At 35.5% G+C, this 25,241-nt stretch carries 23 protein-coding genes; 3 read left to right on the plus strand and 20 right to left on the minus strand.

What is annotated here, in order from left to right; genetic code table 11:
• Positions 1-343: 343 nt before the first annotated feature.
• From HMPREF3031_RS07260 to HMPREF3031_RS07290, 7 genes are all read right to left on the minus strand, one after another.
• Entirely contained in the window at positions 344-1,417 is a 1,074-nt protein-coding gene (locus tag HMPREF3031_RS07260; protein WP_002479500.1) for an Mrp/NBP35 family ATP-binding protein, read from the minus strand.
• A 174-nt stretch (positions 1,418-1,591) separates the two neighbouring features.
• Positions 1,592-3,049, minus strand: a complete 1,458-nt coding sequence (locus HMPREF3031_RS07265; RefSeq protein ID WP_002479502.1) for an MDR family MFS transporter — start codon at positions 3,047-3,049, stop codon at positions 1,592-1,594.
• Positions 3,050-3,131: 82 nt separating this feature from the next.
• Positions 3,132-3,590: a SepA family multidrug efflux transporter gene (locus HMPREF3031_RS07270; protein ID WP_002479503.1), complete on the minus strand. Its 459-nt coding sequence runs from the start codon at positions 3,588-3,590 to the stop codon at positions 3,132-3,134.
• Between the two features lie 103 nt (positions 3,591-3,693).
• Positions 3,694-5,031 carry a multidrug efflux MFS transporter SdrM gene (sdrM, locus tag HMPREF3031_RS07275; protein ID WP_037556160.1) on the minus strand — a complete coding sequence of 446 codons (1,338 nt, stop codon included), beginning with the start codon at positions 5,029-5,031 and terminating at the stop codon, positions 3,694-3,696.
• 83 nt (positions 5,032-5,114) lie between these two features.
• Entirely contained in the window at positions 5,115-5,798 is a 684-nt protein-coding gene (locus tag HMPREF3031_RS07280; protein ID WP_070724788.1) for a PAQR family membrane homeostasis protein TrhA, read from the minus strand.
• A 20-nt stretch (positions 5,799-5,818) separates the two neighbouring features.
• Positions 5,819-7,012, minus strand: coding sequence for a UTP--glucose-1-phosphate uridylyltransferase (locus HMPREF3031_RS07285; RefSeq protein ID WP_002479506.1), 1,194 nt, complete (start codon positions 7,010-7,012; stop codon positions 5,819-5,821).
• Between the two features lie 193 nt (positions 7,013-7,205).
• A complete protein-coding gene (locus tag HMPREF3031_RS07290) occupies positions 7,206-7,721 on the minus strand; it encodes a metal-dependent hydrolase (RefSeq protein ID WP_002479507.1) in 516 nt (171 codons plus the stop codon).
• A 188-nt stretch (positions 7,722-7,909) separates the two neighbouring features.
• On the opposite strand from HMPREF3031_RS07290, the gene HMPREF3031_RS07295 reads away from it, so the two are divergent.
• Positions 7,910-8,170: a SunI/YnzG family protein gene (locus HMPREF3031_RS07295; protein WP_002479508.1), complete on the plus strand. Its 261-nt coding sequence runs from the start codon at positions 7,910-7,912 to the stop codon at positions 8,168-8,170.
• A gap of 82 nt (positions 8,171-8,252) precedes the next feature.
• On the opposite strand, the gene HMPREF3031_RS07300 is transcribed toward HMPREF3031_RS07295, so the two are convergent.
• Positions 8,253-9,344, minus strand: a complete 1,092-nt coding sequence (locus tag HMPREF3031_RS07300; protein ID WP_002479509.1) for a low temperature requirement protein A — start codon at positions 9,342-9,344, stop codon at positions 8,253-8,255.
• A gap of 149 nt (positions 9,345-9,493) precedes the next feature.
• Between HMPREF3031_RS07300 and HMPREF3031_RS07305 the strand changes: the two genes are divergently transcribed.
• Positions 9,494-9,829 carry a heme oxygenase gene (locus tag HMPREF3031_RS07305; protein ID WP_002479510.1) on the plus strand — a complete coding sequence of 112 codons (336 nt, stop codon included), beginning with the start codon at positions 9,494-9,496 and terminating at the stop codon, positions 9,827-9,829.
• A gap of 50 nt (positions 9,830-9,879) precedes the next feature.
• On the opposite strand, the gene HMPREF3031_RS07310 is transcribed toward HMPREF3031_RS07305, so the two are convergent.
• From HMPREF3031_RS07310 to HMPREF3031_RS07340, 7 genes are all read right to left on the minus strand, one after another.
• Entirely contained in the window at positions 9,880-11,250 is a 1,371-nt protein-coding gene (locus HMPREF3031_RS07310) for a YjiH family protein (RefSeq protein WP_002479511.1), read from the minus strand.
• A 176-nt stretch (positions 11,251-11,426) separates the two neighbouring features.
• Positions 11,427-12,389: a FecCD family ABC transporter permease gene (locus HMPREF3031_RS07315; protein ID WP_070724790.1), complete on the minus strand. Its 963-nt coding sequence runs from the start codon at positions 12,387-12,389 to the stop codon at positions 11,427-11,429.
• Positions 12,386-13,411 carry a FecCD family ABC transporter permease gene (locus tag HMPREF3031_RS07320; RefSeq protein ID WP_002479513.1) on the minus strand — a complete coding sequence of 342 codons (1,026 nt, stop codon included), beginning with the start codon at positions 13,409-13,411 and terminating at the stop codon, positions 12,386-12,388. Before HMPREF3031_RS07320 ends, HMPREF3031_RS07315 begins: the two co-directional genes overlap by 4 nt.
• 31 nt (positions 13,412-13,442) lie before the next feature.
• The gene (locus tag HMPREF3031_RS07325) at positions 13,443-14,432 is read right to left on the minus strand and encodes an ABC transporter substrate-binding protein (protein WP_002479514.1); all 990 of its coding nucleotides are present in this window, start codon (positions 14,430-14,432) and stop codon (positions 13,443-13,445) included.
• Between the two features lie 281 nt (positions 14,433-14,713).
• A complete protein-coding gene (locus tag HMPREF3031_RS07330; protein WP_002479515.1) occupies positions 14,714-15,784 on the minus strand; it encodes an alanine racemase in 1,071 nt (356 codons plus the stop codon).
• A gap of 5 nt (positions 15,785-15,789) precedes the next feature.
• Entirely contained in the window at positions 15,790-17,547 is a 1,758-nt protein-coding gene (locus tag HMPREF3031_RS07335) for an IucA/IucC family protein (RefSeq protein ID WP_002479516.1), read from the minus strand.
• Complete coding sequence (locus HMPREF3031_RS07340; protein WP_002479517.1) at positions 17,544-18,722, minus strand: MFS transporter; 1,179 nt, start codon at positions 18,720-18,722, stop codon at positions 17,544-17,546. Before HMPREF3031_RS07340 ends, HMPREF3031_RS07335 begins: the two co-directional genes overlap by 4 nt.
• A 106-nt stretch (positions 18,723-18,828) precedes the next feature.
• Between HMPREF3031_RS07340 and HMPREF3031_RS07345 the strand changes: the two genes are divergently transcribed.
• Positions 18,829-20,796, plus strand: a complete 1,968-nt coding sequence (locus HMPREF3031_RS07345) for an IucA/IucC family protein (protein WP_070724791.1) — start codon at positions 18,829-18,831, stop codon at positions 20,794-20,796.
• A 92-nt stretch (positions 20,797-20,888) separates the two neighbouring features.
• On the opposite strand, the gene HMPREF3031_RS07350 is transcribed toward HMPREF3031_RS07345, so the two are convergent.
• The 5 genes from HMPREF3031_RS07350 to HMPREF3031_RS07370 form a co-directional block, all read right to left on the minus strand.
• Positions 20,889-21,392, minus strand: a complete 504-nt coding sequence (locus tag HMPREF3031_RS07350) for an Asp23/Gls24 family envelope stress response protein (RefSeq protein WP_002479519.1) — start codon at positions 21,390-21,392, stop codon at positions 20,889-20,891.
• Between the two features lie 67 nt (positions 21,393-21,459).
• Positions 21,460-21,699: a DUF2273 domain-containing protein gene (locus HMPREF3031_RS07355; protein WP_002479520.1), complete on the minus strand. Its 240-nt coding sequence runs from the start codon at positions 21,697-21,699 to the stop codon at positions 21,460-21,462.
• Between the two features lie 15 nt (positions 21,700-21,714).
• Positions 21,715-22,263: an alkaline shock response membrane anchor protein AmaP gene (gene amaP, locus HMPREF3031_RS07360; RefSeq protein WP_002479521.1), complete on the minus strand. Its 549-nt coding sequence runs from the start codon at positions 22,261-22,263 to the stop codon at positions 21,715-21,717.
• Between the two features lie 151 nt (positions 22,264-22,414).
• A complete protein-coding gene (locus tag HMPREF3031_RS07365) occupies positions 22,415-23,971 on the minus strand; it encodes a BCCT family transporter (protein ID WP_002479522.1) in 1,557 nt (518 codons plus the stop codon).
• Between the two features lie 166 nt (positions 23,972-24,137).
• Positions 24,138-25,151 carry a zinc-binding alcohol dehydrogenase family protein gene (locus HMPREF3031_RS07370; RefSeq protein ID WP_002479523.1) on the minus strand — a complete coding sequence of 338 codons (1,014 nt, stop codon included), beginning with the start codon at positions 25,149-25,151 and terminating at the stop codon, positions 24,138-24,140.
• Positions 25,152-25,241: the final 90 nt, after the last annotated feature.

A 25,241-nucleotide genomic window follows, 5' to 3' on the forward strand; every position in this document is an offset into this window, starting at 1 on the left:
TATTGTCATTCAGTTTTCAATGTTCATTTTTTCAGTAACGTTATTCATTGTAGCACTTCGTGTTTTCGAAGTCAACACTTAATTAACATTACTTTTACAATTTTAAAATGTTTTCTTCATTTCCGCAAGAGTAAGTTTTACACTCTTGATAACTCGTCGTTTTTTAGCGACTTTATTATCTTAGCACCTTCAAAGTGTTAAGTCAATAACTTTTTTTCAGTTTTTTTAAGTGTTTATTTAACTTGTTTTTCTCGCTCACAAAAATATATTCTAACAGGATTTCAGAAAAACGCAAGAGAAAAACGCAGATTTTTTGAAAAAACCTGCGTTTTATTTAGACTTCTTATTTTTTCATTGTTTTAGTGATAACTTTTTGCGCGATTTGTTGATAAATTTCACCAAGTTGATCATCAGGTTGATAAATAGAAGGTGAAAAATCTTTAGGATCCCATGTAGGTTGTGCTAATGGTAATTGACCTAATAAGTCAGCATTAAGTTCATCTGCTAGTTTTTTACCGCCATCTTTACCAAAGATATATTCTTTATTTCCAGTTTCCTTACTTTCGAAATAAGACATGTTTTCAATAACACCTAAAATAGAATGTTCTGTATGTTTTGCCATTGCTCCAGCACGTGCTGCTACAAATGCTGCAGTTGGATGAGGTGTTGTTACGATAATTTCTTTACTTGATGGCAACATTGTATGTACATCCAATGCCACATCACCTGTACCTGGAGGTAAATCTAATAGTAAGTAATCAAGATCTCCCCATTTTACGTCTGTAAAGAAGTTCGTCAACATTTTACCTAGCATTGGTCCACGCCAAATTACAGGTGCATTCTCTTCAACGAAGAATGCCATAGACATTACTTTTACACCATGACGTTCAACTGGTTTTACTGATTTACCTTCAATGCCTGGTTTATTATCGATACCCATCATATCAGGAACACTGAAACCATAAATGTCAGCATCGATTAAACCGACTTTTTTACCTTCACGTGCTAATGCCACAGCAAGGTTAACTGCTACTGTAGATTTACCTACGCCGCCTTTACCAGATGCAATCGCAATAAATTCAACAGGATTACCTTTTGAAAGCAGACCTTCGATTGTTTGCGGTTGGTCTTCTGCTGGATCATCACCAGTAAACTTAGCAACCGTTTCAGAATCTAATTCTTCAAAACGAATACCAACTGTGTTTGCTCCATTTTCTTTCAATGTTTCAACAATTGCCATTTGCAAGTCTAATTGAGGTTTTCCACCTAATTTTGCCATCGCAATTTTGACACTGACATGTTCAATCTCTTCTTTAATCGTGATATTCACAATACCACCTGTATCTTTAAATGGTACATCTAAAATTGGATCTTTCAGATTCCCCACTAGTTCGTTGACTTGTTCAACTGTTAACAAAGTACGTCACCCCAAATATAAATTAATGTTTACTCTTATTATTTTAACAAACTTAATGTATAAGTGGTAACGAATAATCCAAAGAACTTCCCCTTTCCTAGAAAACCTAACAAAAACCAGCAAAACAATCTGTATATTGCTTTGCTGGTTTTATGTTTAAAGATTGATTCAGTTTTAAATTTTACGTGCATTCATTTGCTTTTTAGTTTCACCTTTTATTCTATCTCTAATGAATAAACCTATAATGAAGCCAATTAATACAATAACTGTCACTACACCAAATGATAAATCCACACCACGCGCAATTGCTTCGCGATGGAATAATTCTTTAGAAGCCACTTCATTTGGATTTGGCGCAAATGTTCTTGTACCTAATGTCATTAATGCAACCATAATCGCTGTACCAATTGATGAAGCCATCATACGAGCGAAGTTCATAATTGCTGTACCGTGTGAAATATCTTTATTCGGTAATGCATTGACGCCCGCTGTATTAAGCGGCATCGCAAGTAATGACACTGAGAACATTCTTAACGCATAAATTAATACAAGATACCAGAATGGTGTATCTACTTTTAAGAATGCTAAGACTCCAGTAAATATAGTCAACATGGTAAAGCCGATAATCACTAATGGTCTAACACCGTATTTATCGTAGAACTTACCGGTGTAGATAGACATCACGCCGTTGACCACTGCACCAGGTAATATCACAATACCTGATAAGAAAGCTGATAAGCCCATCGCATTTTGTACATAAATGGGAATCAACAGTGCTGGGCCAATCATTGATGTCATTACGATCATTGAACAAATAGCTGATAGCGTAAATGTTTTGTTTTTAAAAACGCGCAAGTTCAAGATTGGATTCTCGATTGTTAATTGACGTTTCACAAACACCCAAATGACAAATAGGCTGGCAATAAATGGTACATAGAACGTCCAGCTGTCAAAGCCTGAAGAACCCGCACTACTGAACGCTAATAACATTACACCGAATCCGATTGTTGAATAAATCACAGATTTCATATCTAATGTAATATCTTTAGGTTCATTGAAGCTTTTAATACTGATTGCTCCGAAGATATATCCAATTAACGCAATCACAGCTACTGCGATAAATGGTGTACGCCAACTTGAAACATCAATAATCAAACCTGATACTGTTGGTCCGATTGCTGGCGCGAAGGAAATAACAAGACCAGCTAACCCCATTGCGAAACCGCGTTCATTTTTCGGGAAAAGTGTAAATAAAGTGAATTGCATCAACGGCATAATAATGCCTGCACCCATAGCTTGGATGACACGTGCAGTCATTAAAACACCGAAGTTCGGTGCAATTGCCGCTAATATAGTACCAATTAAAAATATTCCCATTGATGCTAAATATAACGGTCTGGTTTTGATTTTATCCATTAAGAAGGCAGTTAAAGGAATCATGACTCCGTTAACTAACATAAAACCAGTTACTAGCCATTGGGATGTGTTCTCTCCAATGTTGAAACTACGCATGATAGCAGGCAGTGCAGTATTAAGTAGCGTTTGGTTTAATATCGCAATGAATGCGCTCGTAATCATAACTGTGACAATCAAATTTCTTTTTTGCTTAGAAATAGTAGCCTGCTCTGGCATAGATATAAACACTCCTTTATAAACTTACCATAATATAATGCACTAAAAATAGTTAGCAAAGCAAACTAATTGCTCATGCAGGTCACTTATTTCTATTCAAGTCTTCACTATCAGGATAAAAGACTTCTTTACATACGTAAAAGAACGCCATAATCAACATAATGACCCAAAAATCAATGTTGATATATGCATAATGAATATGGACTACAAAATAGAACATTACCGTTGTAACGGAGTATGAAATCAAATGAAAGATTTCACCATGAAAATATGGGCTATGCGGTAATTTCTTTTTGAAATAATCCATCAGATATTCTACTAAGAACATTGTGAAGTAACCTAATACAATATAGCTGCCGTAGTAAAATAAGTTTTGGTAGAAACCTTTGTTATATCCGAAATACCCTAGATGCCAAAAAATAAGCAAACGACTCAAACCAAATAATACAAAGCCTAAAAGTGTGAGGAAAATCGCACCGGAAATCACAAACACTAATAGCACAATTAATGTAGATATTAAATTGAATATATTGAATTTCAAGTTTTCCTCACTCCTTTCGCTCTTTCTTTATACACCCGTATAATAACACAATATGATTTAAGTTATTAATTAAAAATATCCCGCATTTCAGCGGGATACCAAATTAGTCGTTTTGCGTTTGATTTCGATAAAAGACTATCCATAATAGGAATAGCATCATAATAAAGATGATAATCAAAACAACGTTATTTAAAATTCTTGCGCCTCCTACAATAAACGGTAAGGCATACATGCCGCCCATGATTGTAGAACCGATAGAATTACCTAAGTTCTTAGAAAGAGAATAAAACGACATCATCCGCTTCATTTCTCTCGGTGACGTTTCCTCTTGCACAATCACACTGTCCTTTGTATAAACAATACCGAAACTTGCGCCTGCTAACATCAATGTTGCGGCTAATAATATCGGTGCTGCATGTGTAACAAAGACAATCACACTACATAACAGTAATGAAGTGAAGGCAACAAGATACAACGCTTTTCTTGTTAACCCTGCTTCAATACGATGTAAATTGAAGTTAATCAACAACCAAGCTGCTGAAATCGGGAAAACCACAAATCCACTTTGGAGTGGCGATAATCCGATTTCTTCTTGTAAGTATATCGGCATGTATAAGTTATAGCCCATTAAGATCATCGCATATATAAAATCAGTAATAAAAATAATAGTGATGCGACGATTAAATTCTTCAATAGGTAAAAACGGTGTCGATACTTGTTTCTCAACTTTGACAAGTTTATAGGCAAATACGATACCAATTACAATCATGATACCTTTCAACCATAGTGATAATGGTGTTGTAATCGCACCTAATATAAAGATAAGAACTAAATAGAAGAAGAACAGACCTTTTTGATCAAATGCTTCTCCACTTGATACTTGTTCCTCATCAAAAATAAAGGTCGTAAATGCCAACACACCAGCAACCACAGCAATCGGAATATTAATAAAGAATAACCAATGCCATGTCGCAAATTCTAAGATTGCACCACCAAGTAAAGGACCGATAATACTTGAAATCCCCCATACACTGCCGACAATCCCCATTATTTTATATCGTAACGGAATTTCAAAGGCAAGTTTCGGTACAATTTGGCTGAGCACCATCATGACACCTGACCCTAAACCTTGGATAAAGCGAGAGATAATTAATAAAGTAAATGTACTGCTTAATCCAGACATCAAACTACCGACGCTGAATAATAATAGTCCACCAATCGTTACATGTATAAGTTTAAAACGCGAAAGCAACTCCCCGACTAATGGATTCACAATAACTAAGGCAATAAAATAAATTGAGAACACAAGCGAAATCGAGCTCGTCACGTTTAAATCTGTTTTGATCGTAGGCAATGCTAAAGAAATGATAGATGTTTCGATAGCCGCCATAAACATAATTAAAATCAATGCGGTCACTACACCGATTGACTTCAAATCCATTTTCACACTTTGACACCTCTTTCTTTTTCTCAAATAAGAAAGAGGTCAAGGCTTCTATTCAACAAGAGCCTCAGCCTCTCCCCCTACATAAAATATAAAATTCCGATGAAATGACATAACGATGCTATCACAATAAAGATATGCCAGATCATATGAAAGTACGGACGATTCTTTTGTGCATAGAACCATGCACCAATCGTATAAGCAATACCTCCAAGCAAAATAAATAACATAAATTGCCATGAGGCTTCTCTCCAAATAATCGGAAGATATAAAATACCGACCCAGCCCATAATTAAATATATGAACAAACTGAGTTTAGGATTTACATTTTCAGCAATTGCTTTATACAAAATGCCCCATATCGTAATTCCCCATAGCAACACCATTATAATCCAACCGAACCATCCGCCGACTACGACTAATGATACTGGTGTATATGTACCAGATATTGCTATATAAATCATACTGTGATCGATAATACGCATAATATATTTATGCGGTGAGTTATTTTGCATCACATGATAAATCGTTGATGAAATCAGCATTAAAAAGATACTGATGACATATATAGATACACTGACTGATGCCAATGTACCGCCATGAATATAACTATGGACTGCCGCATAAGGCAATACGATTAGTGTAATCAAAGCCGCTGCCCCATGTGAGACTGCATTACCGATTTCTTCACCGAATGATAAAGGAATAATATCTTTAAAACGATTGAGACCACGTTCACTACGTGTATTTGAAGTCTGTTTCAACTATGACTCCACCTTTACAGTTAAATAAGATTTAAGCGTTTTAAATCTTGCGTTGCAGTTTCTACACTATCTTTGCCTTCACGATTTTTTAAAGGTGAAAACTCTTCTTCTCTAGGAACTTGTAGTGTAATAAAACTAGTTGCGTATTTAAAGATATCAAAATAGAACAGTTCAAATTTCAATGCAGGTGCTTTCACTACATTAAAGTCTTCATCTAATTGATTCAATTGTTTGATTGCTAAATGATATGGCAATTCACGATTAACTGCTGATTGGATAAATGCAAGTTTGAACGCATGAATACCGATATTCGCATTTTGGAATGCATTTACATCTGAATCACCAAGTTCTGAGTATTCTAAGACACTATCTTTACAGTCAATATTGACTAAACGTCCAACACTTTCACCTTGTTTTGGTTCAATAGATTTTGTGCTGATATCACGATTAGCTTCTGCAGTAAATCCTGCAAAAACTGGATCCAATACACGCGCTAAAACATTATCAATATTGTTCATAAAGATAAACTTCACACCGTCTTCTTCCATTTTATCAAGATAGCCGTATGCATCTAACGCTTTAAATACGCCGCCATTTCCGTTTGGCGTTTCCATGACTTCAGCATTTTCTGTTAAGACAATCTCGCCTTTTTCGTTTAAAGCGACAATATTATCTTGTTTGAAGAAATGGATATAGTCAGGGTTATAGCCAAAATAGTTTTGTTGTTCAAAGAATTCTTGCGTTGCTTCATCATTGATATCGCTAGTCATAATATACCAGTCAATTGTACGTCCAGTTTCTTCGGCTAATTTTAATAGCTGTCTTGCTTGTAGTTCAAATAAGCTGACACCTTCAATTTCAAATGAACCTTTCGGACCATCATAACCAAGACGTGTACCTTGGCCACCTGCCATTAAGACAACCGCAAATTCACCCTTCTTAATCGCATCGATACCTTGAGCATAAAAGTTATTTAATTCTTCTGTTGAATAATCTTTGCGTACTCTATATTTAACTTCAGTCGCTTCAGATACTTCTTCAGTTTTATTTTGAGATTGTTCTACATAAAGTGATTCATACAAATCTAAAATTGCAGATAAGTCTAATGATTGTAATTTAGAAGCAATATTTTCTTTTTCGTTGGAACTCATTAATTTCTCCAATTCTAACAAATGTTGCTGATTGAATTTCTCTAATTTATTCTTATCTAACATGATACCTCTCCTTAAGTTTCTCCGCGATTACCAAGGGTTCTGCCTTTAAATATGTATTTGGCCAACATAAACCCTTCAATATTCTTGAATTATATCACAAATCAATTTTTCAAGCTTGAACCCCCACTTTAAAAAAGCAGAGGTTCTTAAAATCTTCTTTAATCATGTCGACAACACCTTGTCGTTCATTCTTTTATATATTCAAATGAAACCAGTGCATGAACCATTGATTGATGACTTCGCGGAATATAACATATGTTCCGCCAAAAGTAAATGCAGTGGCCAGTGATAAATCTACCATTCCACCAGTTTTAAATTGCATCGGCAGTTTAACTGATAATGGAAATGGATATAATAACTTAACACCTCTCGGCGTCAACATATCTAGAATGATATGAGAAACCATACCGCCGATAATTGCTGTCATATATACAGGAGGTGTATGTATAGTAGATAACAGCAACGCCACAAGTAGCGTAAATAAAATTGAATGTGTAAATGTTCGATGACCGAACAAAAGACGAACAATTAAGCTTAAAAACTTAAAACGACGCCCGATTTTACTTTGTGCATGACAAATGTCAGGCAATAAGCTTCCAGCCCCTGCTAAGACTACAGTGGTGATAGAAGTAAATAAATCGGGATGATAATAGTTGATGGCGAGTGTTCCTATAAGAAACCCGCATGATAAGTGTGTTTTCCCTGTCATCTCTATACTCCTTTCTAGTTGTTTTATTTTATCACAATTTCTTAATAAACACGAACATATTTTCGGACTGTATGTTCGGTTTTTAATTAGTATGACACATTTATAAAAAAGTATCTCACATTGCTTGAAAACGGTTTCCAAATAGTGTATGATAGCAATACAAAAATAATTAAAGGATGTGTTCCATAATGGCAATGACAGTAAAGAAAAATAATGACGAAGTTCGTATCCAATGGAGAGTAGCAGACATCAAAATCCCAACAGCAGATATTAAAAACATTAGAGAAGATCAAGATATCCATGCGGTACCAGAAGACGATGGCAGAGAGGTATCTCGTATTGGTTCTACATTTGGTAAAACTAACCGCGTTATTATTGATACTGATGATCACGAATACATCATCTTCACTTTCAATGACAAGAAAGTCTATAATGAACTCACAAAATAAATAAATTAAAAAAGTATAAACTAAAACCTTCCGCTTCTAATTCTGAAGTGGAAGGTTTTTTTATTGATTAAGTTCTTTTAACTTAATCTGTTAATATATCCCTATTTTCAATATAATACATGCTGCATAGTACGATAATACCTATGATTTGAACTACTGTTATCAAGTGAATATTTGGAATGATAAATCCAATGACTGTAGTTACTAAGATAATGCCAATATACAGACCTTTTTTCTTTGTAATATTGCGATGTAAAATCGTATCAAAGAATACACCAAATAAGAAAACACAAAATGCAACGGTATAACCGATGCCTTCCGCAAAGCTTAAAGGATGATCTGATAAGCCTTTATTCATAATCAAGAAAATAAAGTTTGCAGAATAAATAATGAATAAATGCAGGAACATCGTTAAAAAGCCTGTTGCTTCATCTTTCTCCTGATCCAAGCTACCTTTGTAATGGAACGTATAAATCACAAATAAACTAATGACCATTAAGAAATAGACAACATCTAGTGCTTTAAATTGAGAGAGTTCCATATTATTGACGATTTGAACAATCCCTTCTCCAAACAATAAAATCATAAACAAACTCAGTCGTTCAGTTAAATGTTTAAAAATAACTGGATTCTCTTTAGATGCATTCGCAAAAAATGCAGGGAATGTGGCTGAAATCACGATACCGATAAAATATACCCAAAAGTTAATGCCTTTAGGTAGAAGTAAACCGACTACCGAAAACACGACTGTTAAAACAAGACCTGTTACATACACCTTTAAGAAACGTGCATTAATAGAATGGTCCACAAATTTATAACTTAAAACATACTGAATTATAATACTGATAAAGATAACTGTAGTTGTTGATGCAAACGCAACAAATGTTTCTTGGAAATTACCATTAATCGCTTTAGACAGATATAAAATCAGAAACATATCTATAAATAAAAAGACATATTGATACCATTTCTGTTCAAAGAATCGATTGACCAGCAATGTATGATAAATCCAAATTGAGAAAAATACTAAAAACAACATAAAATTTTTGCCAAGACTTTCCAAGTCGACTAATGAAGTAGAAATATGTTCCACTGTAATATTAATCGTCGAAAGTACATAAACAAAGACCAAATCAAAAAACAGTTCGGCCATACTGACTTCTTTTTTCTTCATTCACTTTTCCCCTATTAATTAAGATTCTTCTTTTTCTTTTTAAATATTGTACCACATGTTTTATAATCAAAATACTGATAATTACACACAATGAACATACAAAAAATCGGGTAAAGAAGATTAACAATAATTTTGAAAGGATGATAGTCTTGTATATTGTCACAAACCAAATAGAAGTGAAAAAAGGCTTTGCTGAAAAAATGGCAGGTCGCTTTACTTCCAACCCTCAATTAAAAGAAATGCCAGGATTTCATCGTGTTGAAGTTTCTTTAGTAGAAGGTGATCAAAAAGATACTGAGTTCATGCATGTTTCAACATGGTGGGCATCTCAAGATGATTTTGAAAATTGGAAGAATAGCGATGCTTTCAAACAAGCACATCAACGCCCTAAATCTTCTGAGTCAAATGCCTCATCAGAATCTCCTGTTATCGGAAACAACGTAGTAAAATCTCGTGTGTTGTCATCATTAGGTACATTAGAATAATAAAAAAAGCTGAGTCGAGCAGTTTCTACTGCAAGACTCAGCTTTTATATTTAGAAGTATAAATGTGCCATTAAAGCAATAATTGGTAATACGATAATCGTTCTGAATAAGAAAATCACAAATAATTTCCAGACACTGACAGGAATCTTAGAACCTAAGATAACCCCACCGACTTCTGATAAGTAAATCAATTGTGAAATACTCAATGCACCGACAACAAATAAGGTAATTTGACTCTTCACACCATCAATTAAAATTGAAGGTAAGAACATATCCGCAAATCCGATCAACATAGTTTCAGATGCTCGTTCTGCTTCAGGAATGTGTAAGAGTTCAAGCAGCGGTACAAAAGGTTTCCCAATAATCTCAAAGACAGGTGTATATGTTGCGATAATCGTCGCAAGTGTCCCAATTGCCATAACAACTGGTAAAATTGCGAACCACATATCTGCAACAGTGACCAACCCTGATTTAAAGAATTGCAAAAGGCCTGGTGATTTGATTCCTTTTTCAGTCGCTAGATTAAATCCATGTTTGAAAGCTGATATGCCTTCAGGTTTAGATTCATCTTTCGCATATTCACTGTTTTCAACCGCATATTCATCTGGTACACTGCGTAACGGCCAAATTCTCGGCATAATCACTGCAGCAACTAAACAAGAAACGATAACTGTTAAATAGAAATAGAAGAAATGATTCTGCATCCCTACTGTTTCAGCCACTACAATCGCAAACGTCAGTGAAACAACACTGAATGTTGTTGAAATAACGGTCGCTTCACGTCTAGAGTAAAAGCCTTGATCATATTGCTTACTCGTAATGATAACACCAACTGTACCATCACCGATAAATGATGCAAGGTTATCCACTGTAGAACGGCCAGGCAAAGTGAATAATGGTCGCATGACTGGTCTGAAAATCGGTCCTAACATTTCTAATAAACCGAATTCCATCAGTAACGGTAAAAAGAGTGCCGCAAAAAAGAACACTGAGAATAACGTCGGCAATAAACTAGAAAAGATTAAATTTCCAGTATCGTCTGAATAAATCACTTTTGTACCAATATGTAAAAATGTCATCCATGCAAACACTACCGCTAATAATCTGACAACCAACCAAATCGGCGTCACATTAAACGTATTATTCAATAACCCATCAGACTTTAAGCGCTTCTTTAAGAAAGTCGAACAGCATAAAGTCAAAATACCAGATAATGTAATTACAATTAAAATTAAATACGGCATTGCTGGACCTAATACGTCCTTCAACCAACCTGCTAAAAATGCTACCAATAATGTCGTTTGTTGCTTTCCGTCTTGTGTCACCGGCACCGGTACTAAGAACAACATGATACCGAGCAATGACATGATAATGAACTTCAAACGTCCCTTGAAGATTTCTGATTTTGTATATTTTTCCATAGTCTCTCCCTTTCATTACAATACATTATAAGCGTATTGTAATGGTTAAGCAATAAGAATTTTAATACTTATACATAAATCTGTATAAATTTAACACCTTCAAATTCTAATACCCCAACTTCCCCTATAAAAAAACTGCCTCTCATGTTAATAAGAGACAGTTGTCTATTTCCCTATTACATTTTGCGTAAAACATAAATAAAGTATGGTGCACCGACAATCACAATAATCACACCGACTGGAATGTCTAACGGCGGATGAATGCCGCGTGCTAATGTATCACTGACTATAATTAAAATCGCACCGACTAATCCAGACATCATAATGATATGAATATGTTTATGGCCGACAATCGAACGTGCAATATGTGGTGCAATCAATCCTAAGAAACTCAGTCCGCCGACAACCGCAATAGAGGAACCTGCCAGCATAACCGCAAGTATCAACATTACCATTTTAACTGAACGAACTCTCGTACCAAGCGCAGTCGCTACTTGATCACCTAAATGAATAATATCTAAACGTTGCGCAAAAAATAAGATAAGCGGTACGGTCACAATAAACCACGGCAAGATTGAAATCACATGGTCCATGGAACGTCCGAATAAACTTCCTGTTAACCATACTAAAGCTAAGTTGGCTTCTAATGGGAATCGAATGAGTAAGTATTGCACAATTGCCATACAAATCGCACCGATGGCTAAACCGATTAACGCTAAGTTTGAACCTTGTACTTCTTTACGTGCGATTAAATAAGATAATAATAAGCTGATGACTAAAGCTCCGATAAACGAAGCAACCGGCAATACATAAATCGGTGCTTTCGGGAAGAGAATCAAGACTGAAACAGCTGCTAAACTCGCACCTTTAGTAATCCCGATAACATCTGGTGATGCTAAAGGATTTCGTACAACACCTTGAATTACTGCACCTGAAATTGCTAAACTGCTGCCGACTAATAAACCGACATAAAGTCTTGGTTCTCGGTATTCATTGACGATAAAGTCATCTTGCATAATCCAGCCTTTGAGGGCTTGAAGCGGATTTACAAATACGGCACCTACACATAATGAGAAGATGGAAACGACAATCAATATCGCAATCACAATTATATATTTACGTCCTAAATGTCTTGTCATACTCGTTTCACTCCTCTCAATGTTAAGCCTAAGAAGTAAACCGCACCGACGAAGGATGTCACAATACCTACCGGTGTCTCAAATGGAAATGCAATTAAACGGCTGATGACATCTGATAATAATAAAATGGCAGCACCGAAAATCATCGTCAGCGGTATAATCACAAAGTAATTATGAGAAGTATAATATTTTACAATGTGCGGAACAATCAAACCGATAAATCCGATAGGTCCGGCAATTGAAACGGATGCTCCGGCTAAAATTACCACCAACACCCCTAACAACAATCGTGTTAACTTAATATTTTGACCTAGTCCTCGTGCTAACTCATCGCCAAGTTCTAACACTGAAATTTGACGTGCCATGAATAATGCACCGATGAATGCACCGATAATCCATGGTGTGATAGACAATACATCTCCCCATTTCAATGTTGAGAGTGTACCGACTAACCAGAAATAAACTGTCGTTGTAGAATCTTCATTTAATAAAATGATACCTTGTGTCAAACTTGTAAAGAACAAATGAACCGTCATACCAGCTAAAGCTAATTTGACTGGTGTCATGCCTTTCGTTGAGTCAGACAACATATAAACAATACTACCGCCAATAAACGCGCCGATAAACGCAAGTAATGTTGAAATTGAAGTCAATGCCGGAAAGATGACTGTAATCACAACAATAATAAATGATGCTCCGGCATTCACACCGAAGATTTGTGGAGATGCCAATGGGTTACGCGTCATTGCCTGCATAAATAAACCAGCAACTGCTAAAGCTGCACCAATCAATAGCCCGCCTGCCATTCTTGGCATACGGATATTATGTATAATAAATGTATTTTTCGTGTCATGATGCCATATTAAATAATCTGCAATATCTTTAAATTTCATATGTGTTGTGCCGACAGTCAAATTGAAATACATCACAATAAAAAGAAAGCACACACTCCCGATAAAGAGGAGTGTGGTGCGTTTTCTTTGTTTCTTTTCAATAAGGCTGTGGCTAGATTGGTTTGTCATAGCCATTCACCCTTCTAATCATCTTAATCGCTTATTTGTTGTTTTGTTCTTTAGATAGTTCTACTAACTCTTTCGCAATTTCTTCTGATGAAATTAAACCACGAGAACGAGACCAAGTACTACGATCTACAGTGTAAACACGTTTATGTTTAACTGCGTCAATTGTTTGCCATACTTTGTCGTTTTGTTGTTTCTCTAATAATGGTTTATCTTTTTCATCAATCATGATGAACATTTGTTTTGGATTTACTTTCGCAATTTGTTCCGTACTCATTTTCAAGTATGGACCATCTAGGTATTTAGGTAAATCTTTTGATACATCTTTATTTAATGCTTCTTTAAAGCCTAATTGATGGAACACTTGACCAACATAAGATTTATCTGAGTGCGCCATAATATCTGTTTTAGTTAATACAGCAGGTAAAGCAGCTAAGTCTTTATCTAAAGTAATATCTTTTGAGTATTTATCCATTTTCTTATTATGTTCGTCTAAACGTTTTTCGCCTTCTTTTTCTTTATTCAAGGCTTTTGCGATTGTTTTGAATGATTCGATGTTTGCATCATAGTCACCATCAAAACTTGGTAATAAGATAGTTGGTGCAATTTTGTTTAATTCTTTATAAATACCTTTATGACGTTGTGCATCCGCAATAATCAAGTCAGGTTTTTCTTTACTGATTACTTCTAAATTTGGTTGTTTACGTGTACCGACTGATTCGTAATTTCCAATTTTCTCACGGATAGGTTTGATAATACGATCTTTTTTATTATCGTCTGCAACTCCTACAGGTTTCACATCTAATGCAGCTAAAGCATCAACGAATGAATATTCTAAAGCAACGACACGTTTCGCATCTTTTTTCACTTTCGTTGTGCCCGCTTCATTTTTTACTGCGATTGTATCATCTGAAGATTTACTATCAGACTCTTTTGAACTATCTTTGCTGTTATTGCCGCAAGCCGCAACGACAGTCAAAGCAAGTACTAACATAAGAATACCAAGAAACTTTAATCTATTCATGTTTCCACTCCTTCATATTGTTAGATGCTCTATGAGACAACAAATGAAATGTAGCTGAAGGTCAACTCAGTTATCTTTCTCGTGCCAAGTTATGTATGAAGGTCGTATGTATCTACGTACCATCCATTTAGATATATCCCATTTATCGCTCATTCAATCATCTTACTTTTTATTTTATTGATAACGATTCTCAATGTCAACATGGTTTTAGCAATAATAAACAAAAAACCGAACAAATTTTGTTCGGTTTACAATATTGTCAATTTTTTTGCCTATATCTATCAAGGATTAATTTGAACATGATCATGATTGACTTCAAAATGGTCCACTAAAATTTGTACACCAGCATCTCTGATATACACATGTTTCAGCGTCTTTTGATACATACTTTGTGCTAATGCATTATAACCTAGCGTAAACTCAATGATATCTCCTGTTTGATAATAATCTGTGTTCTGTAAATCAATCATGAGGTGATCACTTGTCGCACCCATAATTTTCACTTGATCATTTAAAGGAGTAATATCTTCTATCACAGTATCAATATGACCGATGTCTAAGATGGCCTGTAAATATGAGCGATCATGTTGAATATCTATTCTTGGTTTGACTTCAAAAATTTCTGCTTTCAAAGTAATCGCATTTTGGAAGAGATAATGAATCGGCTTTTGATCTACTGTACTGATACCGCGAAACAATGACTCACCTATTCTTAAATGGTTGATTCTGCCGAACGTACAATAATCAAGTAATGGTAACGCACTTGAGTTGCCACCTGAAATCATTTTTAAAGTATAACCCGTTTCTTTTTCAACTGCTTGTACAAATTGATTCATACGTAAAATATCTTCTTCAGTCGGCGGAATATCTAAAAAACACATAAAATTAAAAGCCAGTCCTGTTAAACATATATGAGACATATACATGATTTCTTCTATGTACTTAACAACGTCATACGTTAAGACACCTTCACGACTGTCCTTCCAATCTACCATTAATAATATTTTATGTTTTTTGCCCATTGATTTTGCAGTTTCATTCAATAAGCGAATTGTTTCAAGATCCGTTTGTATACTAATATCAGTTTTCTCAATACAATCTTCTAATTCACTGCGATTAGGCGTGCGAATCAACATATAAGAGAGTGCACCGTCATGAATTTGGTCAATATTGACCATACGTGCGTCACCCATCTGATCAAAACCAAGTGTTTTCAATGATTCAACAATCAGCTTATCTCCAGCGATACATTTAATCACTGGCATCATTTCTAAATCTCTTTGTGCCAGCTTTTCTTTCAACATCAATGCATTGAATTGGATTTTGGCTAAATCTATTTCTACATAAGCCATGGGGTTCACTCTCCTTCTTTCAATGGGTTATCTAAAATCGTATTTACGTATTTTTTTACTTTGCCTTCCATGCGCATTCTTAATAAAGATTTCACAGTAATCGTCGGTCCAAAGAGAATTTGGTTCAAGACTGTCGCATGTGGTTTATTCGGATCAATCGCATGGCGTGTAATTTCTTGAACAATCGTAAACAGCTCTTGTTCTGTCACATCCTCATGCTGACTCAAATGATAAATTAATTCACCCATTTGATTTTGAATGACTGCGTGTTGAAATTTCGCAATCACCGCTTCAATATCTTCCGCAATTAAGCTTTCATTCTCAACTTTGACATTTGGAATTTTCTCTTTCATCGTTTCTAAATCTATACGAGAGCCGCCTAAATCTCTGACCATAAAGGCCATTTTATAGTCCTTGCCAAGTTTCACAATTGTATTTTGCATGTGCGCTTCTAAAGCAATGCCATACTCTTGGATATAGGCAATTAATGGTGGAATTAAAGTATGTGCATAGACTGTCATGAAATGCTTGATTGATTGTGCTGAAATTTCACGATCAACCCATTCTAAGTAACTGTCCACCACTTTCATGTCATCTACAGGATTTTGATTTACTAAACTTGCGGTTACGACAGTTACACCTTCACCATCAATCATCGGGCGTTCTCTGACAATATAAGCTAATTGTCGTGCTTGGTCTGGTTCAATAGCCGCATGTAAGCCGAACGGTTCTCTCGCCACTTTAAGTTGCGGATAGACGTTCAACATATCTTGTAATTCATAACTTAATTTCGGTCCATCTACTGTCGTAACAGAAGAAACTGTACGAATGGCACTCGTTGCCTGAACTTGAACTGGCAATTTAATATGATAAGGACGCTCTAATAACGCCATCGTTCTAAATGATAAAGTTGCCTTTGACTTCAAAGTGATGGGTGTCGGTATTAAACGTTGTTCCTGAATCCAAGTTTTAAATTGTTCTACAATGACATGTTCATATTGCCATGGATGAATTATGACAATTTCAAAGTCATCGATATCATAACCGAGCGCTTTCGCATAATCTTTCAATTGGGCTTTATCATCTTTTAGAACTTCATTCAATATGAAATCAGGATCAGAAGAAGCGCTGGTTGTCACTGCATCTTCTTTTCTCAGCAACATGACTTTTAATGGAATGATTTGTTCGAACTCTGGCGCATAACGCATCACTTCTTCGTTCGTTAAAGGCAGTTTGGTTTTGGATAATGGATGAGTCGGATGTCCTTCGACAACTAAACTCTCTGAATATAATAAATCATCCATTTCACCTAATGCATTCATATGCGACATCCAAGCAAAATAATTCAAACTGACTGGCATTCTCGAAAATTTCATACTATCTTGAATGAGCTGATGACGTTTCTCCATTTGCGCATAAGTTAAATCAAAGCCGCGTCGACTATGAATCAACTCTTGTTTTAAACGAGTCGGGAACGCTACGTCAAAATCTTGTTCTAGCGTGTCGATTAGTTGTTCTAAGGATGCTATCGTCTGTTGTTTGTCTCCCTCTTGCAGTTCCAGCGGCCCTTGCATTTGATAGCGTTCAAATGCATATACACCATTAATGCTGACTGAGAGTACTTTACCTTGATATTGAACTTCTAACCGATGATTTTGTTTCGTAATACGTGTGCCTTCGTTAAAAATGTGTTCTTTAATCATGGCGTTGAACACACGATGCTGCATATTGATATCTGCTTGTTGTAATGTTGTTTGTCTCATATTACACTTCCTCTATTCTTAAGTTCTTTCATCCCATAAAAGAGCGCTGCAATGAGTAATGTACTAAGACCCATTGTAATAAATGTCGGTACAATGCCGATAAGTTCTGTTAACGCACTCATAATAACTGCACCTAATGGAATCATGCCGCGATCCATCATCACAATACTTAAAATTCTGCCACGTCTTTCAGGTTCAATATGTGTTTGAAAATATACACGATTCGTTGTCCGTGCACATTGACTAAATAAACCGATTAAAAAGATAAAGCCGAACAGCAGAATTGTATTCGGCATAACTACCATCAGTAATGCGATACCAAACAGGATAGAACTTAAATAGTATACATTAATTGAATAAAATAATTTCAGTATCTGCGGCAATAATAACGTTGCGGTAATACCACCGATAGCACTGAAGGTCATTGCGATGCCAAAGACTGAAGCCTGGCCAGGAAAATTCAAACTGGTTAATACCGGTAATAAGGTGGTATAAGAGAAGCCAGTGGCCATAATCAACAATGACGTAATAAAGATATGGAGTCCTTGTCCATGTGTTTTAAAATAATCTTTGACGACCGTTGCAGAGAAACGTGCTGCACCTTCTTCATCTGAAGCTGAAGCGACTTTGAAATGAAGTGGCAAGCATAACAGCATAGCACCTATGTAAACCAAGGTTTGTGCTAAAAATGCATATTTCACATTCAACACTGCGATAATGCCCCCTGCAATCGCTGGTCCGATTGATCGACAAATATTAATGATAAACGAATGATACGATACTGCTTTGACTGTACTGATTTTATCAGATAAATCAGGCAAAATCGCCTGTCTGACAGGTGTCTCTACAGCATTAAGTATGCCCCTTAAACAAGCATAAATCAAAATAATATATATAGGTAATTCCCTGTATTCAAAGCTCAACAAACATAAGATTGCTGTTAAAGTTGTAGAACCTGTGACAGTTATTCGAATTAATCTCCCTCTATCGAATTTATCAGCTAAAGCCCCTGCCCAGATACTTAGAAATAAGATTGGTATCAGTCTGACGAAATTGACCAATCCCAAATAAAAAGCATTGTGATATTGCTCGTATACATACCAATTCAATGCGATTTGTCCGATCCAATTCCCCAAAAACAGTAGGAATGAACTTGGGAAAAAATATTTTGCCATTTTTTATTCCACCTGTCTTTTTAATTGATAATGATTATCATTACCGATATGATGGATTATACAAATCTTTAGTTGTTTTGTAAAATAATTAAATAAGAGGTGTATTATGGAAAATATATTACAACAAACAAATGAACAACCTATAAAGCTCACAGCAGAAGAACAATCTGCTTATGATTACCTTTCTGCATCCCACCCACATTGGGCTGAGCAATTTAAAGCTATTTTACTAACTGCAAGAGACTTGGTTACGAAACGTTTAGTCGTTTCAATTTATCGAGAAAATATGGTCAATCAAGGCCGACAAGCACAAATTATAAATAATACAGATTTACCTTTTGAGTTATCATCGAACACAGGCAAAGTCATGAAGATGGATTGGCCGACATCTAGACTGACACTCTATGCGCCAATTTCAGGATTTCATGCTTTTGATCGTATTGATATGGATGGTCCATTTTATTTCACAGAAATGGATAAACCAGAGACACACCAACGCATTATGCATCCAGAAGAAGTATTAGAAGTGATTTTAACAGAAGCACCTAAATTCAAAGGACCAGCAAGTGATCAATTCAGTGACGATATGATGAATAGTGTAGCCAATATGGCACTCGCACTCAGCTATCAACATATCACTTTAAAAGATGATACACGTGCTATGTTCGATATTATCGCACACGCATCAGATAGTTATTTACGTTCTGAACAATCAGTCATTGAAGGTCACCCGCTTCACCCAGGTGCCAAATTACGCAAAGGCTTAACACCACAAGAAAACATTCAATATTCTTCTGAATTCCAACAACCCATTGCATTAAAATGGATTGCGGTACACAATGACCTCGTTCGTACACAAACACTTGAGCATACATATAATGAAACGCTCTTTAAAAACTTCGAAGGTTTAGAAAGTGCCTTTAACCAAGCAATCCCTTCAGATGAACACAATCATTACAGCATTATTGTGTTACATCCTTGGCAATATGATGAGATTTTAGAACGTGACTATGCACAAGAACTTGATACAGGTCAAATTAAGACAATCCCTTACGAAACATCTTATTATGCGGGACTGTCATTTAGAACTTTAATGCCGAAATGGCCAGAAGCAACACCGCATGTCAAACTCTCAACCAATGTGCATATTACCGGAGAGATTCGAACATTGTCAGAACAAACAACGTTTAATGGTCCACTTGTGACGCATATCGTTAACCAGATATTGACTGAAGACCCTTTATTTAAAGATATTCAAGCTTCTGGAATTTCTGAACTAGCGGGTATTCATTTCTATCACAAACAAGATCAAGGCGACTATCAAACAGAACGCAGTGAACAGCTTGGTTCACTCTTAAGAGAAAATGTTTATCACTTAACAGCACCTGATACTATTAACATCATTCCATCAAGTTTAGTAGTTAGTAATCCTAACGCTGAAATTGCAGTGATAAATTCGTTAATTGAACGTTATCAAAGTGCGAAGCAAACAGAATCTTTTGAAGCTGCTTCAGAAGCTTGGCTTGCTGAATATGCGCAAGCATTAGTCGATATTGTGATTCCATTAATGGTGAAATATGGTATTGCTTTAGAAGCACATTTACAAAATGCAGTGGCTTCATTCAATGAAGATGGCAGCTTAAATCATATGTTCATTCGTGACTATGAAGGTTTACGTATTGATGAACAACAACTCAACGACAGTGGTTTCTCTTCAGAACATTTCCATGAAAAATCACGTATCTTAACTAGCAAATCAACTTCTGTATTCAACAAGGCGTTCTATTCAACTATCCAAAACCATCTTGGAGAGCTAATTTTAACAATCGCACAACATACACAAGAAAGCGTGATATCAGAAAACAAATTATGGGATGTCGTTAAACAGATTACACAAAAGAAATTCAATCAAATGCAAGCAGATCATACGATTGATAATGAACGTTTAGCTGACATCAAACACACATTCTTTGATGAAACGATTGATTATAAATGTGTTACTACTATGCGCTTAGAAGATGAAGCACATGACTATACGTATGTAAAAGTTAAAAATCCTTTAGCAACAGAATAAAAAATGTATCAAAAAGAGGGCGGTATTTTGAAGTTATCTTCAAATCCGCCCTCTTACTTATTTATATTACTAAATCACGATGCAACGCTGAATTATTGTAAACCTTTATCTTGGTTCTTTTGTTGCTCTTGATTATTTTTTTGTTTTTGTTCAAACTCTTTACGAGTCATAACATCTTCAACACGCATGTTTACTTCAACTACTTGAAGACCAGTCATATATTTTACTTGTTCTTTAATTAAGTCTGTCACTTTATTGAAGATTTTTGGTGCTGATTCACCATATTCTAAAACTACTTTTAAGTCTACTGCAGTTTGTTTTTCTCCTACTTCTACTGAAACACCTTGTGTCACATTTTCAGTGTTAGAGAATTGATTACTGATACTATCAACAAAGTTGCCTTTTAATGATAAGATACCGTTAACTTCACGTGCAGCAATACCTGAGATTTTTTCAATAACTTCATCTGCAAATGTTAATTTATTTTGGAATTTCGGTTGTTGGTTTTGTTGGTTTTCTTGTTGTTGCTGTTCCACTTTATTCACTCCAGTTTCTTGATCATATGCTTGTTTTGCTTTTGTATTATCTACTGCCATAGTACATTCTCCTTTTCAAACATATTATATTTCGTCTATACCCTTAAACTAATTTTCAAATTATAAATTAACTCCATCGATTTAAAAAGTTGAGAAATTGTTGCTTACGGTCTTTAATATACCCAATTCCTATTCCAATCAAACACAACACGATAATCAGGATGGTTTTCCAAAAGCCGAGTGTTAGGAATAAGATTGCGATAACTAAAAACACTAAAAATCCGACAATTCTACCAATATAACTTTTAATAAAATTCACCACGTGTTGTGTTGAATCATTTGGTTGTTGATTATTTTCGTTTGGCATCTGGGTCTCCCTCCTTTATAGTACTCTTGGACTTGATGGACTTTTCTGATCTTTCACATTAACCTCTAATTTTCTTACAGGAATTTCTGTGAAATATTCTACGTTTTTCTTAATATCTGTTCTGACATTTTCTGTTAAAGTTCGTGCATGAGTATCATCTGGTAAAAAGAAGTCCGCTTTTACATCTATGTACGACTTTTTCTTTTTACTGTAGCACTTCGTAACAACATTCGGTTGCATCAACTGCTCGTAATTAGCCATTGTGTCATACACGACTTTCTCGATTGATTTTCTTGAAATATATATATGACCATCTTTATAAAATTTATAAAGACCCGGCTTGCGATGTGTCGGCGCAAATAAGCTGAACACCAAAATAATACCTAACACAATTAACAGTCCAGCCAACGTAAAGAGTACTGGTAAGAACCATGCAAATGTCAGTAATTGTTGTTGGTAAGTTTCAACTTGTGGAATCTGCGGTACTTTAGCGAGCATAAACACTAACATTCCGACAACCACCACAATGATTAATCCTAAGATGAAATTCTTCAATCTTCTCACGGTGCTGCACCTCCTCATATCAATGTTTGTGACATTACTTTTTTTATACCCCGACTCATTTATAAAAAAACACAATAAATTTTATTGTAAAAAATAAAAGCATAAGTTTGTTTATCTTATGATAAAGCAACTTATGCCTTCATTTTTTTAACTATTCTTCTATTTCTTCCCTGTTACTTTTATGCGATAAAACTTCCGAATGTTTATATCTGGGTTGTTGGTACCGTGGCTTTTCTTCACCTAATGCTCTAAACAACGACCACATCATTAAAATAATAACGATTGAGAATGGCAGTGCTGCGATAATTAATAAGTTTTGAATCGCTTGTGTTCCGCCTGTATAAATCATGATCAACGCAAAGAGTGCTAAAATCACACCCCAAGATACTTTAATTGCTGAAGCTGGGTGGATACTTCCTTTTGCACTTAACATACCAAGCACATAAGTTGCTGAGTCTGCTGAAGTGACGAAGAAAATCATGATAACTACTAACGAAACCAGACTTAATAAAAAGCCGAGCGGATAGTGTTGTAAAGTTGCGAAGGTAGCTGTTTCTGTTGCTTCTTTCGCAATATCCGCAATACCGTTTTTCTGTAAATAGATTGCAGCTGATCCGAAGACTGCAAAGAAGAAGAAACAAACTAAGGCTGGTACAAATAAAACACCTAAAATAAACTCTTTAATAGTACGACCGCGTGACACACGCGCAATAAAGATTCCTACGAATGGTGCCCATGAAATCCACCATGCCCAATAGAAGACTGTCCAGTTCTGCATCCATTGGAATTTTTCTCCGCCGTTTTGCGGAATACGTAAACTCATCCCAAAGAAATTGTAAATATAATTACCTAGTGAGTTTGTAAAATTATTTAAAGTAAAGAGTGTCGGTCCGACTGCGAATAATACGATTAAAACGATAAATGCTAAAATCATATTAATATTACTTAAAGTTTTAATCCCTTTATCGATACCTGACCATGCACTCCATGTAAATAAGAACGTCGCAATAATCACGATAATAACTTGCATGCCGAAGTTAGATGGTACTTTGAATAAATAGTTTAATCCTTCGTTAATTTGCAACGCACCAAACCCAAGTGTTGCCGCAACACCTGTTACTGTCGCAATAATTGCTAATACATCAATGGTACCGCCAAGCGGTCCATTCATACGTTTTTCACCTAATAACGGTACCAACGTTGCACTCACTAAACCTGCATAACCACGATGGAAACTGAAATAAGCGAATACTAACGCAACAATACCGTATACGGCCCAAGCATGAACGCCCCAGTGGAAGAACGCAAACTGCATCGCGTCATCAATGGCTGCTTGAGTTCCAGCTTTATGTATCGGCGTTTGAGTAAATGCATGACTGATAGGTTCAGCTGTTGTCCAGAAAACTAAACCGATACCCATACCTGCACTAAATAACATCGCAAACCATGATTGCAGTGAAAACTCTGGATCTTCTCCTTCTTCTCCCAAAGTGATATTTGAATAACGTGAGAAGAGTAAGTAAATACATACAATCAATATCACTAATAATAAAATCAGATAATACCATGTAAAGTATTTAGCGATGAAAGTTGTAATTTGTTGTGTCCCTGCTTCAAGTTGTTTTGGGAAAATCGCACCATAGATTACAAATAATGTACAAATGACGAGCGCAAACCAAAACACTTTGGTAATCTTTTTCTCTTTCATACCAATAATCCCTTTCTAAATTTGTTGATAACATGTAATTACCCGCTATGACGCTTTTCAATCTCATTTATACAATTATTTTTCTTCTCATAAAAAAACTTATCAAATTTATTATGCACTAAAATTAGAAGCACTGAGAAAATGATTCCCAGTGCTTCAAAAATAATTATTCGTTTTCCATATTAATCACTAACTTACCAATCATGGATTGATTTTCTAATAGTTGATGCGCTTCGTATAGTGTTTCTGTAGTTAACCCTTGTATTTCTTTCGTTTTCGTGTGTTGATACGTACCCGCTTCTACCTTCTTAGTCAAATCTGTCAAATGACGATGGAACGTAATCACATTTAAACCATAGTCCGCACGACCAAACATATAATCATGTGTGAATGTCACGCTCTTACCTTTCAATAAGTTTAAATCTTGTTTTTCATCAAAGGCCACAATTGTGACAATATGACCACGTGCTTTAACTAAATCTATCATTAATTCATAATAGCCATCCGTGTCATACGTACAGAAAACATAATCAAATGGCGCAACTTGATGTTCATCTAATTGTGCTTTGATATCTTCTTTATGATTAATCACTAAGTCAGCACCCATTTTTTCTGACCAAGCTTTTGTTTCTTCACGTCCAGCAGTTGTCACTACTTCTAATCCATAAGCTTTCGCAATTTGTGTTGCGATACTGCCGACACCGCCTGCACCGTTAATAATGAATAATGATTTGCCTTTATTATTTTCAGGATTAGATGAAATGTTGAACGTATCGAATAACACTTCATACGCTGTTAGTGCTGTTAACGGTAAGCTAGCTGCTTCTGTAAATGTTAAGTTACTTGGTTTTTTACCTACATAACGTTCATCCATCACTTGGTACTCTTCATTTGAGCCATCATAAAAGCTCGCACCTGAATAGTAAACTTCATCGCCGACTTTAAATAATTCACAATCTGGTCCTGTTGCTTCTACCACACCTGCCGCATCAAACCCTAAAATCCGTGGTGCTTTTTCAACAGGCGATTGGCGAATTTTAGTATCTACAGGATTAACACTGATGGCTTTGACTTTTACTAATAATTCATTGCCTTTTGGTTCAGGCTTCGTTTTATCAAATTCATAGAATAAATTACCTTCAGATAATTCAAATCCTCGATCTGCACCGATTGCTTTCATTTATATCGTTCCTTTCTTTATATGTTTGTGCCCATATCATAGAATGACCGATATGAATAAGCAATTTTTCAGTCTTATAAAAAATGACAC

Source organism: Staphylococcus sp. HMSC072B07 (assembly GCF_001815505.1).
Lineage (GTDB): Bacteria > Bacillota > Bacilli > Staphylococcales > Staphylococcaceae > Staphylococcus > Staphylococcus simulans.

What these genes read in the sequence shown, in the direction of transcription:
- HMPREF3031_RS07265 (WP_002479502.1), bottom strand. Translation starts at nt 3,049, where the DNA reads ATGCCAGAGCAGGCTACTATTTCTAAGCAAAAAAGAAATTTGATTGTC.
- sdrM (WP_037556160.1), bottom strand. Translation starts at nt 5,031, where the DNA reads ATGGATTTGAAGTCAATCGGTGTAGTGACCGCATTGATTTTAATTATG.
- HMPREF3031_RS07285 (WP_002479506.1), bottom strand. Translation starts at nt 7,012, where the DNA reads ATGTTAGATAAGAATAAATTAGAGAAATTCAATCAGCAACATTTGTTA.
- HMPREF3031_RS07290 (WP_002479507.1), bottom strand. Translation starts at nt 7,721, where the DNA reads ATGACAGGGAAAACACACTTATCATGCGGGTTTCTTATAGGAACACTC.
- HMPREF3031_RS07295 (WP_002479508.1), top strand. Translation starts at nt 7,910, where the DNA reads ATGGCAATGACAGTAAAGAAAAATAATGACGAAGTTCGTATCCAATGG.
- HMPREF3031_RS07300 (WP_002479509.1), bottom strand. Translation starts at nt 9,344, where the DNA reads ATGAAGAAAAAAGAAGTCAGTATGGCCGAACTGTTTTTTGATTTGGTC.
- HMPREF3031_RS07310 (WP_002479511.1), bottom strand. Translation starts at nt 11,250, where the DNA reads ATGGAAAAATATACAAAATCAGAAATCTTCAAGGGACGTTTGAAGTTC.
- HMPREF3031_RS07315 (WP_070724790.1), bottom strand. Translation starts at nt 12,389, where the DNA reads ATGACAAGACATTTAGGACGTAAATATATAATTGTGATTGCGATATTG.
- HMPREF3031_RS07320 (WP_002479513.1), bottom strand. Translation starts at nt 13,411, where the DNA reads ATGACAAACCAATCTAGCCACAGCCTTATTGAAAAGAAACAAAGAAAA.
- HMPREF3031_RS07325 (WP_002479514.1), bottom strand. Translation starts at nt 14,432, where the DNA reads ATGAATAGATTAAAGTTTCTTGGTATTCTTATGTTAGTACTTGCTTTG.
- HMPREF3031_RS07330 (WP_002479515.1), bottom strand. Translation starts at nt 15,784, where the DNA reads ATGGCTTATGTAGAAATAGATTTAGCCAAAATCCAATTCAATGCATTG.
- HMPREF3031_RS07335 (WP_002479516.1), bottom strand. Translation starts at nt 17,547, where the DNA reads ATGAGACAAACAACATTACAACAAGCAGATATCAATATGCAGCATCGT.
- HMPREF3031_RS07340 (WP_002479517.1), bottom strand. Translation starts at nt 18,722, where the DNA reads ATGGCAAAATATTTTTTCCCAAGTTCATTCCTACTGTTTTTGGGGAAT.
- HMPREF3031_RS07345 (WP_070724791.1), top strand. Translation starts at nt 18,829, where the DNA reads ATGGAAAATATATTACAACAAACAAATGAACAACCTATAAAGCTCACA.
- HMPREF3031_RS07350 (WP_002479519.1), bottom strand. Translation starts at nt 21,392, where the DNA reads ATGGCAGTAGATAATACAAAAGCAAAACAAGCATATGATCAAGAAACT.
- HMPREF3031_RS07355 (WP_002479520.1), bottom strand. Translation starts at nt 21,699, where the DNA reads ATGCCAAACGAAAATAATCAACAACCAAATGATTCAACACAACACGTG.
- HMPREF3031_RS07365 (WP_002479522.1), bottom strand. Translation starts at nt 23,971, where the DNA reads ATGAAAGAGAAAAAGATTACCAAAGTGTTTTGGTTTGCGCTCGTCATT.
- HMPREF3031_RS07370 (WP_002479523.1), bottom strand. Translation starts at nt 25,151, where the DNA reads ATGAAAGCAATCGGTGCAGATCGAGGATTTGAATTATCTGAAGGTAAT.